Below are 11,133 nucleotides of genomic sequence, written 5' to 3' on the forward strand. Positions count from 1 at the left end.
CACGACGGTCGGCCACGGCCGGATGCTCGATGGCCTCGGCTATCTCGATCGAAGTCCAACCCGCTGCCATGACTTCCAAAGGGCCATTCGGTGACCTGCTGGCTATCGTGTCGCGGTCAGGATATTCGTCCTGTCGCCTGCGGGAATTCTGCTCTGCGTCTCAGTCGGTCGCGCCTTTGGGCTTCGTCTCGGACGTAGCTCCGTCGAGGAGACAACCCGGTGAGAGGTCACGTCGAGCAGATGCAGGCACTCAGTCAATTCTGGCCGGGCGATTGGCCTTGGATGCTTCCACGTCCAGCTGGGCGCGACTGGCGTGAAGCAAGGCCGCGATCAAATTTTGGTCGGCTGACTTTTTCCCGGTGTATAGGCACACAAGCTCGCGGGCCTGGACCGTCGAATCGGATTCCGGGCTCTCCCTGATGGCTGACGTAAGAACCCGGGAGAGTATGTCGAAATCCAACAACGAAATAACCGGTCGGCTTCCTTTCATGGCCAAATCCATCCTGTTGGTCTGCAGGCAATACTCGAAAGGTCGACATGACAAGAATCGGCATCACCCGTTCCTTCACGCGGTCAACTTCAGAAGCTCTCGGAACATTTCGCCGAGCCCAGCGGCGGGGCGTGGATAACAGCGGTGCAGCGCCACCGCAATTACAAAGGTTAATTCGGCTACGCATCGAGCATCGGATGGTTTGGGACTGATTGTTCGCAAATCGCAGCTATAAATCAAAACTTCAGGGTAAGTTGACATGCTTGCCCACCGCCGACCGCCTATGGCTTGGATAGATGTTCAGGAGAAAGCAGCGTAGGGCCTATCGACTTGTCAGATCTGATGCCCCCCGATGTGCAGGATGATCCTGCCCTAGCCGCTGAGGTCGACCGGCTTCTGGCGCGCCGTACGCGCGAAATCAGCCTGCGTGGCGAGATCGAACGCCTATTTCGAGCACGTGTCTGGTCGCAAACGGCGAAAATCATCCGCGCGTGGATGATCTGGGTGGCATTTTTGGATGTGCTGACGTTGGCACTGAACGCGGCGTTGCTTCCATGGGGCGTAGCGCAGTCCATGCTCCTGCCCGGCGCCATCATCCCGCCCATCGCGTTGGCCGTGGTCCTAGCCTGGCGTAAACCGCAGGCGCCTTGGCTCCAAGGAGCTTCGCTGATCGCAGGCATGTTCCTGATCTTGTTGTCAGTCGCATTGGTCGGAGCAAGCGCTGGTGGCGAGTTCTACGAACGGCAATTGAACGTCATGTTGTTCGTGGCCATCACAGCCATCATAATCTTCGGGATCCCCCTGGCGTGGACGATGACGATCGCTGCGCTGGCGCTCGGACTCTTTCTCATGCTTCAACTGCAGAACCCGGCCATCGCGCATGGGAGTGCAGTGGCTGGAACGCTGTTCTTCGCCAGCGGTATCTTTGCAACGGTGGCCGCGCGGCGCATCATGACAATTCTTGCTCAAAAGACTTTCCTGTTTGAGCTTCGCGACCGACGCAGGGTCGCCGAACTGGCGAAAGCGAATGATCGACTGGTACTCCTGGCGAGGACCGATCCACTCACCGGCATCTCCAACCGTCGCTGGATGACGGAAACACTCGAGCGCCTATGGGGAAGTGACAAACTTTGCCTTGCCGGTGCCGCGATGCTGATGTGCGACATTGACAACTTCAAGAAGCTAAACGACCACCTCGGCCATGCGGAGGAAGATCGGTGTTTGGTAAAGGTCGCAACTATCTTGAAGGAAAACGTGAGGCGTGATCGCGATCACGTTGCCCGTTATGGCGGCGAAGAATTCCTCGTGCTCCTGCCCGGGGTGAACGAGGAAGAGGCCGCCGCTGTGGCTGAACGAATGCGTAAGAGCGTCGAGGCTGCCGCTTTGCCCAACCCTGGATCCCGTGTGTCGCGCTGGGTCACCCTGAGCATTGGAGTTGCCGTTCAGACCTCTGAGGCGATCTCGCCGGAGCAGTTACAGCAGCGAGCGGATGCCGCACTTTACCTTGCCAAGCAGACGGGCCGCAACAGGGTGCTGCTTCACAGACCGGAGTTATCCGCGCGCAAACACATTCGGCCGGGCAGCCTCGGGGCATAGGCCGTGCGTGGCCCGAGATCTGCTCTTCTGAATCACGGGGTTTCCCGTGCGTCGACGATAACAGGTTAGTTCAGGGACTTTGGACCACCGAGACGAAGGGTTCCCCTGTAATCTCCACATCGCGCCGGCAGACTACGATTTCGAGAATAATCCCCTGAAACGAGTTTCCGGGTTGTTCAGAACACCCATGGCCGATTCCGGCTGCGTGGATGGTCCAGGGGGAGTTCCACCAAATGGCCTCAGTGATGGGCGATCATCTGGATGACTTGCCGGGTCTTCGCAAATGCCGAGCGCATGGGCTCCGTCGATTTCTGCGCCCTGCGCCCTATGTGGCGCGCGTTTGGCTAGGTGAATGGCGCCCATTGCGCAGCCCCTGATCTTGCGCAAGGGAATCCTGCGACAGCCCTCATTAAATCGGTTGCAAGTGCTCCATGAAATCTCCATCTAGTTCAGTTGTAGTCAGAACGCGGTCAAACGATGACACGGCAAGAAGTTCTCTCCGTCATTGGGTCAGCCGACGATATTACGGTTGCGGAGATCATCGCAACGGGTGCGTCGATCGAGGAATTGAGAGAGGCATGGGCATGGGCTTTTGCTGACGAGGCGTTAATGGGACAGGGGCGCCCGCTTCCGGGAACACGAGCGGCCGCGCTTATCGACCTGCTTAAGCCCGACGAAGACGACCCGGCTGAACCGGGCACCCGTCTGGAATAAATCAGCAAACCCATCGAATGTGCAATTTGGCCCTGTCATCCACGGCAGCGTTGCAGACACATCCTTGATGAAACCGACCTTTGTGCCCGTTTCAGTTCAGTCGGTCTTGCGCGTGGGCTCCAGACTCCCGACCATCGTAGCCGAGTAGCAGGCATCACAGGCCTCGTGCGGCTCAGCCGGCCACTGGACAACGCTACAGCATTGATCACTCAACCGATTTCGGAGATCGCCGACTTCTCTTGCGTTCACACGCCAGAGATCGCTAGTCTAAACCTGCGGCGCGAAGTTCCTTACATCGATAAAAGCACACGCGCTCAGAAGCGGATCGCAGGCTTTTGTTGTCCACCTGTGTGGTCGCCGGATGCGCCGAAACGTAAGGACTTTCGCCTCGCCGACCGGAGTCGCCGACCGTGCGCGCAAAGCCGCAGAGCAGTTCCCGCAGCCGCATGTTGAGCCGGACCGCCACTTCAAACATACCGCTCATCGGCTTCACAACTCTGGTGCGCTCCGGTAGGGGGCCAGCCCAGCAGCACAGATCGCGACGCCGTCTCTGGCCTGTCAGTCAGGAGTTTGCCACAGCAACGAAAAGCGATTGTCCCTGCCGGTCGATACGGAACAGCACTGGCTTTTTCTGCTGACGGGATTTCGCCCATTCCTCGCGGACGTCAGACGGCTGGGTCATGTTTCGGTTGTTGGCCGACACGATGACGTCGCCGGGCCGGATGCCGCTTTCGGCCGCAAGACTGTTGGGAGCGACATCCTGGACGAACACGCCCGTGGTGTCGGCCTGTAGGCCGAGTTGCTGGCGCGCTTCGTCCGGAATGGCGCTCAGCGACATACCAAGGCGCTGGTCCTCAGTACCCAGGCTTGGAATGGCACCGGTCTGTTCCTCCTGGTCCCTGCGTCGATCGACAGTCAGCGACAATTCCTGGTTTGTGCCGCCCCGGTTCGTTGTTACGGTCACTTTCGATCCCGGCTTCTGGCTTGCTGCCGCCAGCGTCAGGTCATGGACGCCTTGGATGTCCTTGTCGTTGAACCGGGTTATCACGTCGCCGGCCTGGATTCCCGCTTTCTGCGCCGGGCTGCCAGCCTCGACCGAGGCAACCAGCGCGCCCTTGGCGCCCGGCATTCCGAGCGCCTCGGCGATGGAAGGCGTGATCTCCTGAAGACGCACGCCGATGAAGCCGCGCTCGATGCGGCCAGTGCTGATCAGTTGGTCGACGACAGTCCGAGCTGTGCGCGAGGGCACCGCGAATCCAATGCCTATGCTACCGCCTGACGGCGACACGATTGCCGTGTTGACTCCGATGACTTCGCCGCGCGCGTTGAACAAAGGACCTCCCGAGTTACCTCTGTTGATCGAGGCGTCAGTCTGCAGGAAATCGTCGTAAGGACCGGCCTGGATATCGCGAGAGCGGGCAGAAAGGACGCCGACAGTGACCGTGCCCCCGAGGCCGAAGGGACTGCCGATGGCGATGGTCCAGGCCCCTGGTTGCATCGCGTCAGAATCCCCCCAGGCCGTCGCCGTCATGTTGGGCCGAGGCTCGACTTTCAATACCGCGATGTCGGTTGCCGGATCGCGGCCCACCACCCGGGCGGGCGCCGTCTCCTTGTCGGAGAACACGACGTGAATCTCAGTTGCGTCGGCGACGACATGGTTATTGGTGACGATGTAGCCTTCGGGACTGATCACAAAGCCGGAGCCGAGTGCTTCCCGCACCTGGGGCTGGATACGCCCTCCTCCGTCGAAGGGATTGAGAAAGTCGTTGAGCGTCGTTTGATCCTGGATGATCTGCCTGGTCGTGATGGCGACAACCGCGGGCAGCTTCTGACGCACGATTGCGCTGAAGTCGTTCGGAATTTCCTGTGCGGTGGCCGGAGCAAGGCCGCCAGTCGAGAGCATCAGGGCTCCTGTGATCAAGCCAATGCACAAGTTCCTAGAGAGGTAAGACATGACTGGTTCTCCTGCCGGATTCGGGTCCTTGATTTTCGCCCGACGTCAGAACTGAGATTCTCGCCGATTGTTTCACCGGCTGGATAAAATGGTTCTAAGGCGTTGACCACGGGAAATGTGACCCGTGCCAAGCCATTGAAACTTGCTTGAGACGTCCCAAAATTTCGTCTGGCGGGAATCGCGAGAGCCGCCAAACTCAAACACGCAGGAGATTGTCTGAAGCGGAGGACCATCAATGGAAGCAGCCATTTCGACCCATTTTGCCTCGATTGAACCCGTGGCCCCCGATGTTTTTCTGGACCGATTGCTGCATCCGGCACGGCATTTCAAACATCCCCACGACGTCTTGGCCGACGTTGCCCTGGACGGTCAGGAGAAGCGCGCCATCCTTTCGTCATGGGCGTCGGATGCCTGCGCGGTAGAATCCGTGCCAGCGCTTCGCATGCTGCCGGGGGCGGGTGAACCAGTCAGCTTCGATGCGATCATGGATGCATTGCAACAATTGGATCAATCGGACGAGCTTGCCGGTCCTGATGGCAGTGACAGCGCGATGGTGGCCGGGTTCGTGCCATTCATCGATCGGATTTAAGCGCGACCTGATTGTTCGTGAACCATTGACCCGTCGGCGAGTGACCCCGCCGGCGGGGGGTGGCATGGGTGCGTTTCGCCCGGATTGCCGCTGAAAATTTTCCTAATACCTCTTGAAGGTGCAAGTCGCGATTCTAAATTGATGGTCGCCGGTCGCCTGATGGGGCCGGCAAGACCAGGAGGCGGCAAGGCTCTTGGCGCCTCCTATGATCCATGTTGCTCAAAGGAGGATGTGGTTATGAACCTCGATTTTACCCCCCTGTACCGGTCCAGCATCGGCTTCGACCGCATGGTCGACATGCTTGAAAATGCGAGCCGTGTGGCCTCGTTCGACAACTGGCCGCCCTACGATATCGCCAAGGTTGATGATGATGACTATCGCATCACGATGGCGGTCGCCGGTTTCTCGCAGGACCAGCTGACCATCACTCACCAGCCCAACATGCTGGTCGTGAGCGGGTCGCAATCCGGCGATGAGAACGGCCAGTATCTCTACCGCGGCATCAACGGGCGCGCTTTCGAGCGTCGGTTCGAACTGGCCGATCATGTCAAAGTTGCTGGCGCCAGCCTTGAGAACGGGCTGCTGAGCATCGATCTCAAGCGCGAGGTTCCCGAGGAGATGAAACCGCGCAAGGTCGAGATCTCCAGCGGGGCTCCCATTCCGAAGATCGAAGCCCGCAAGGTCGAGACCGAGAAGCTGGCGGCCTGAGCAATCCACGATGAAGGCATCGCTTGAGCCGGGCGTCCGGCCCGGCTCACAGACCTACGAAAGGAGAAAGACAATGAGCGTACGTGATTTGATCCCATGGGGCCGGGGCAACGGAAACTCGGCGCCCAGTCTCTTCCCTGATGGAGATCGAGACCCCTTCGTCTCCCTCCACCGGGAGGTAAACCGGCTGTTCGATGACGCCTTCCGCAGCTTCGGCGCCAGACTGCCGGCCTTCAGTCCCTCTTTTGCCGCCACTTGGCCCAGCGTCGAAATTTCCGACACGGACAAGGAAGTCCGCGTCACGGCGGAAATACCCGGCCTGGACGAGAGCGACATAGAAGTCCTGCTGGACAACGGGGCGCTCAAGCTTAAAGGCGAGAAGCGTTCCGAGACCGAGGACAAAGACCGGCAGTTCTCCGAGCGCTTCTACGGTCGCTTCGAGCGCCTCATTCCGCTCGGCTACGAGGTCGAGGAAGACAAGGTCAACGCCGCCTTCAAGAACGGGGTGCTGACCGTGACCTTGCCCAAGACCGAGCGGGCGCAGGCGAAGGCCAAGCGGATCGCAATCAACGGCAAGAACTGACGCACGGCAGTATGAGCAGCGGCCGTAACGGCCGCTGCTCGTACCACCCTTCATGATAGGAGGGACAGACAATGGAGACAGTTCAAAGCAGCGACATCAGAAGCCCAACCAGGACCTCCGGCCGGCCGGACAATGACAATCGGCCTCGTGTCGACGAGCCGGCTTTGTCAATGGGGCGGTCAGTGTTTCCGGACGGCGTGACGGCACGGATCTACCAGCCATGCCGCTCGGCCACGACCTCGGCAAAGCCCCGTAAGGACTGGCGATTGATCTTCGAACCTCGCACAGCCCCGTTCATCGAGCCGCTGATGGGCTATACGGGCGGCCGGGACACCCTGACCCAGGTTCGACCGGATTTTCCGACGCTGGAGGCGGCGATCCGTTATGCGGAGCGCCAAGGCCTCAGCTACGTGGTGCAGGTTCCATCTTCTGGCTCTCAGGCCAAGGTCAGCAACAGGCAAGCATCGGAGGAGAGGCACGCCTTTTCCGACGTGGTTTGGCAACGGCTACTATTGGCATGGCTTCAGGCAAGCCACAACTATGGCGCTGGTGCAGAGGCAGCGCACATACAGACGGCGCTTTCCGAGCCCGAGACATTCTACGCCTCTCCGATGCAGGTGGTGGATGACCCGGTACTCGCACCCGAAGAGAAATGTGCCGTGCTCAAGAACTGGGCCTGGAACGAGTACCTGATCGACCTGGCCACCGCTGAAGGCATGCCGGAAAATGCACGTCCGACGCGATTGGACGAGGTTGAGCTCGCTCTGCTGGCCTTGGAAGGCAGTACCCAGAGATTCCAGACTCGGCTCAGCCCGGTACGATCCCGGATAGCCGCATGATGGAGGCAAGAATGGACCCACTGATCGTCTTCGACGCCCAACGGACCATCCCGAACCCCTTCGCGCTTGCGGTCGCGGCAGCAGGGCGGGCGCGCGCACTGGCGCGCGGCGCAGCGCCCCGGCTGGCGGCCAGGCCGAAGAGCCGGCCGCATCTCGCATTGAGTGAGATCGCCGGCAATTCGTTCGAACCTCGGGAGATCGAACCCTTCCTCCTGACTGAGCCGATCTCGCCGAAGGACTGCGTCCGTTTCAAATCCGGACCCAAGAAGCTTTGCGGCATCGGGCCGAACAGGCCCGCTGCCGCACCCGCCCTCGACTCAAGGGCGGTACATTGACGTACTGAAACGCAGGAAAGGAGAATGACGATGTTGAAGAATCTCGCTTCCGACAGCAGCAGGCGGGCGCTTGATGTCGTAAACATCCTTGCCGGCATCGCGCTGGCGCTCTCGCCTTGGCTCCTTGGCTATGCTGCCGATGCTGTTGCCGTCTGGCACGCCTTCATCGCGGGCGTAATCACCGTTCTGATCGCAGCGCGCGCGTTGGTGGCGTTCCACAAATATGAGGAATGGGCGAACCTTGTCGTCGGCCTGTGGATTGTGGCCGCACCTTGGGTGCTTGGCTTTGCCGGCCTGGCGGCAGCAATGTGGTCGCACGCCATCGCTGGCGCTGTGGTTGCTGCCCTGGCAGCAGCCAGCCTTTGGCTCGCGAATGACCGACCGCTCTCTGCAGCCTGATCATAGCCGCTGGCGGGTCCGACTCTTCCGGGCCCGCTCTTTTTTTCGCGAGACGATGCCGGCGGCGATGAAGGCGTTGACGTGCCAGAATTGATGCGCTCCGGTTTGACGACCTATATCCCGCGCTGTGTGGAGTGGCCGCAATGGACATGAGTAAAGGAAAACACAACGCTGCTTTCGCTGCGCTGATGCTCTTCCAGTCTATCTACACTGCTACGCCGGTTAGAGGCCTTGCTACGCGACGGCAAGATCGCCGACGTGCAGGTTGGTGGGCCGAGGGCCTCGCGGACAGACGCGCTGGCAGCGGGATGAGGTGCCAATTGCCAAGAGGCTGCTGGGCTCGGCCGGCCAATTCTCTCTTGAACTGAAAAGAGCCATTTCCAATATCCTCTCTGTGCCGAAGGCGTCACGCAGACCGGCATGTTTTGCCGAGGAATCATCCTGCGTCACCCGAAGAGACACAAGCGCCGCTTTAGGGCTTGAAGGGAGGTCACGATGGAGAGCGCTACGTTCAAACAGCCGATTTTCGTGCGAGATGACAGTTTCGTCCTCAAAAAGATCGGTTGCGTCATGGATGCCATAGAATTTCTGGAAGAATGGCCGGTCGAAAGGCGCGGCCTTCTCCACGGAGCGGCCTGTGATACATGCTACTCGGCGTATGATGGTCGCAAGTCGGTCGAGGCCGCGCACAAGGCGTTTGCGACCTGGGCACGCAGGGTGGGTGTGATCGAAGACGTTCCCTTGGCGCCGTCTTGGATGACAGGGCCGAAGATTGGCAGTGCACACGAACTAACCGTTAAAACTCTCTGCGGCGGCAATCACGCCGCCGCAGCAAACAATCTGCCACGCGCTCACGAGGAGGAGAGGCTCGGTTGACCAGATGACGGACGGGCTGCGCCGGCAACTCGCGCTATCGTATTCGGGGGCTGCGGACGATCGCCCTCCCGCTGCCAACCCCGATGAGCAAAGAGCCTTTCACATCTGCAAGCCGCAGCCGCCGATTGCAGCTCAAGCCGAATGCAGGCCTTCACTGCACCAAAAAAGTCCGCTACACATAAGGCATGGTGCATTCATGGCCTTGCGGACGGGCGAAGCCGTGAGGCGAGACTCGCCCACGCCTCGACCAGTCACGGCACAGCGGATTGAGCGAGTACTCGACCGCGTCGCCGAAATCATTGTGGCACGAGGTGACCATGGTGAGGCATGGCTCCCGTTATACGACCACTTGGAACGCGCCTTGCAGGACCACTGGGCGAAGGAAGAACGTCTTGCCGCAGTGCGTCAGCGGGTCATACGATCCCAGGATCGAGCGGCCACACGATCTTCATAGTTCCTGTTGCCACATCTTCATGTCGCCGTCCTCGCCATATTTCGGCCGGTAGATCGGGTAGCCCATCAACATGCGCCGAAGCTCCTCGCCGAGCCTACCGTTCTTCATGCGGTCTTCGAACGAGTGGCGCGGTGAATAGACAGTGTGTATTGTTCTCGACGGCCGCCGACCGCGTCAACAGATGATGATTTGGCAGGCTCGCCTATCGTGCTCTCGGCTAGTCCGCAGGATCGTGCCGAGGAGCCCGGCGACCAATATCTCTGCGAGAGGCTGATAGACAAATCCAGAGACACGGCATGGGCGGTATCGGACACGCGCTGCTTGTGGATTTCGCCCAGCATCAACGATGCCTACAAGGCATCGTCAGCAGCCTCGCGAAAATCTCTGGCGTGCGGATTTTATACGGTCAGTGGTGTCGAGGGCGCGGCGCACGAACACGCAGCTCTCGTCTCTGACCCCTCTGAGCACACGGCGATAGTAATGGAAATGATCGCCCCTCCGTTGCAGGAAGCGGTCGGGAGATGCTCTCCGCGTCGTCTTCCCACGTCTGGGATGCACCATTTGGAAACAGCCGCAAGGCCGACTGCCTGAGCGTGCGGATCACGCGGCCGCAGCTCAGGGCGCAGCAGTCCGCGTTGCCCACCCCCCACTTAGCAGCCCTGTGCCTTCAGGGACCGGACCATCCGCACGACAACAGGTCATATGGTTTCTTTTCCGATTTCCTGTAATTAATTATGAAAAGCGCGGCGCGGTCGCCGCAGACCGTGATTGCGCGGACATAGCGGATCTCGCCATTCTTGACACCCGAGTAGCTTGCCCATCTGGATGTTATGCGCCGATAGGTCAGTCGCCAACCGGACTTTTTGTCCTCTATCATGCGGTGCTCGATCTCGGCGCGAAAACTGGCTTTGCCCAATTGTCCGCCCCAAACGACTAGGGACGCTTCTCTCGGCCCCAGAAAAGCCGCGCCTTGATCCGAGTGCTGGGTGAGGACGAAACCTGGAGGAATATCGAATGTAAAGCCAAGCTGCCGGACGCCAAAGGGCTGCCATGCTTCGGCCCGAAGCAATGTGGTGCAATAGAGACAGACTGTAAGGCCCAGCAAGAAGTGTCGCATCGCTCTGATTTAGCGTCGGCTAACATGGCGACCAGACCGACATGGGGTCCGCGACGTAAAATGTGCAGTTCAAAGCGGGCTTCCCTCCGCGTCAGTGGGATGATCACTGAGGTGGCGCCGGAACTTACCTGATCCTTGAGCCGGCGAACCGATGATGCTGGAGGGGCTTTGAGCCATAGATGGTTCTAACTATAGCCGAGCAAATGGCGAAGCCCAACTATCGGCAGCTAGACGGTCCATATCATGCAAGGGCCGCCGCGACCCAGGCGATCGCGGGAGAGCCGCGCCGCTATTTTCAGCCAAACTGTGTTCCATGGTCGAATTCTCCCCAGGTTGACTCGAGAGGACGGCGGGCGCAGACGTTCACGCGGACGGGCATCGACTGGTCATCGCCGACACATGGTGCGCATCCCCCACAATCCACATCTCGGTAAGCGATTGGAGGGGTGGCCGGCGCCTGTGGCGGGTTTGTTGGGACG

The 11,133-nt window shown here is 59.9% G+C and carries 10 protein-coding genes; 9 read left to right on the forward strand and 1 reads right to left on the reverse strand.

The window, feature by feature from the left end; translation table 11 throughout:
* The first annotated feature begins 832 nt into the window (after nucleotides 1-832).
* Together EN949_RS27695 and EN949_RS27700 are read left to right on the forward strand one after the other, a co-directional pair.
* On the forward strand, nucleotides 833-2,086 hold the full coding sequence (locus tag EN949_RS27695; protein WP_127367772.1) for a diguanylate cyclase: 1,254 nt from the start codon (nucleotides 833-835) through the stop codon (nucleotides 2,084-2,086).
* 477 nt (nucleotides 2,087-2,563) lie between these two features.
* Nucleotides 2,564-2,800, forward strand: coding sequence for a hypothetical protein (locus tag EN949_RS27700; RefSeq protein WP_013525027.1), 237 nt, complete (start codon nucleotides 2,564-2,566; stop codon nucleotides 2,798-2,800).
* Nucleotides 2,801-3,362: 562 nt separating this feature from the next.
* Here the strand turns inward: EN949_RS27700 and EN949_RS27705 are convergent.
* Nucleotides 3,363-4,703: a Do family serine endopeptidase gene (locus EN949_RS27705; protein ID WP_245461868.1), complete on the reverse strand. Its 1,341-nt coding sequence runs from the start codon at nucleotides 4,701-4,703 to the stop codon at nucleotides 3,363-3,365.
* A gap of 286 nt (nucleotides 4,704-4,989) precedes the next feature.
* Between EN949_RS27705 and EN949_RS27710 the strand changes: the two genes are divergently transcribed.
* The 7 genes from EN949_RS27710 (at nucleotide 4,990) to EN949_RS27740 (ending at nucleotide 9,083) form a co-directional block, all read left to right on the forward strand.
* Entirely contained in the window at nucleotides 4,990-5,343 is a 354-nt protein-coding gene (locus EN949_RS27710) for a hypothetical protein (protein ID WP_127367034.1), read from the forward strand.
* 237 nt (nucleotides 5,344-5,580) lie between these two features.
* On the forward strand, nucleotides 5,581-6,051 hold the full coding sequence (locus EN949_RS27715; protein WP_127367036.1) for an Hsp20 family protein: 471 nt from the start codon (nucleotides 5,581-5,583) through the stop codon (nucleotides 6,049-6,051).
* A gap of 73 nt (nucleotides 6,052-6,124) precedes the next feature.
* The gene (locus EN949_RS27720; RefSeq protein WP_013525023.1) at nucleotides 6,125-6,634 is read left to right on the forward strand and encodes an Hsp20/alpha crystallin family protein; all 510 of its coding nucleotides are present in this window, start codon (nucleotides 6,125-6,127) and stop codon (nucleotides 6,632-6,634) included.
* A gap of 170 nt (nucleotides 6,635-6,804) precedes the next feature.
* Nucleotides 6,805-7,473, forward strand: coding sequence for an NADH dehydrogenase ubiquinone Fe-S protein 4 (locus EN949_RS27725; RefSeq protein WP_245459338.1), 669 nt, complete (start codon nucleotides 6,805-6,807; stop codon nucleotides 7,471-7,473).
* A gap of 11 nt (nucleotides 7,474-7,484) precedes the next feature.
* Nucleotides 7,485-7,808, forward strand: a complete 324-nt coding sequence (locus EN949_RS27730; protein ID WP_127367032.1) for an RNA polymerase rpb6 — start codon at nucleotides 7,485-7,487, stop codon at nucleotides 7,806-7,808.
* Nucleotides 7,809-7,838: 30 nt separating this feature from the next.
* Nucleotides 7,839-8,207: an SPW repeat protein gene (locus EN949_RS27735; protein ID WP_127367035.1), complete on the forward strand. Its 369-nt coding sequence runs from the start codon at nucleotides 7,839-7,841 to the stop codon at nucleotides 8,205-8,207.
* A gap of 495 nt (nucleotides 8,208-8,702) precedes the next feature.
* Nucleotides 8,703-9,083, forward strand: coding sequence for a DUF982 domain-containing protein (locus EN949_RS27740; RefSeq protein WP_024505614.1), 381 nt, complete (start codon nucleotides 8,703-8,705; stop codon nucleotides 9,081-9,083).
* Nucleotides 9,084-11,133 lie beyond the last annotated feature (2,050 nt).

The organism is Mesorhizobium sp. M7A.F.Ca.US.007.01.2.1, assembly GCF_003998165.1.
Taxonomy (GTDB): Bacteria; Pseudomonadota; Alphaproteobacteria; order Rhizobiales; family Rhizobiaceae; genus Mesorhizobium; species Mesorhizobium ciceri.

Excerpts from the sequence above, each read along its gene's own strand:
- EN949_RS27710 (WP_127367034.1), top strand. The coding sequence starts at position 4,990 with ATGGAAGCAGCCATTTCGACCCATTTTGCCTCGATTGAACCCGTGGCC.
- EN949_RS27735 (WP_127367035.1), top strand. The coding sequence starts at position 7,839 with ATGTTGAAGAATCTCGCTTCCGACAGCAGCAGGCGGGCGCTTGATGTC.
- EN949_RS27720 (WP_013525023.1), top strand. The coding sequence starts at position 6,125 with ATGAGCGTACGTGATTTGATCCCATGGGGCCGGGGCAACGGAAACTCG.
- EN949_RS27695 (WP_127367772.1), top strand. The coding sequence starts at position 833 with ATGCCCCCCGATGTGCAGGATGATCCTGCCCTAGCCGCTGAGGTCGAC.
- EN949_RS27730 (WP_127367032.1), top strand. The coding sequence starts at position 7,485 with ATGGACCCACTGATCGTCTTCGACGCCCAACGGACCATCCCGAACCCC.
- EN949_RS27725 (WP_245459338.1), top strand. The coding sequence starts at position 6,805 with ATGGGGCGGTCAGTGTTTCCGGACGGCGTGACGGCACGGATCTACCAG.
- EN949_RS27705 (WP_245461868.1), bottom strand. The coding sequence starts at position 4,703 with ATGCTCTCGACTGGCGGCCTTGCTCCGGCCACCGCACAGGAAATTCCG.
- EN949_RS27715 (WP_127367036.1), top strand. The coding sequence starts at position 5,581 with ATGAACCTCGATTTTACCCCCCTGTACCGGTCCAGCATCGGCTTCGAC.
- EN949_RS27740 (WP_024505614.1), top strand. The coding sequence starts at position 8,703 with ATGGAGAGCGCTACGTTCAAACAGCCGATTTTCGTGCGAGATGACAGT.
- EN949_RS27700 (WP_013525027.1), top strand. The coding sequence starts at position 2,564 with ATGACACGGCAAGAAGTTCTCTCCGTCATTGGGTCAGCCGACGATATT.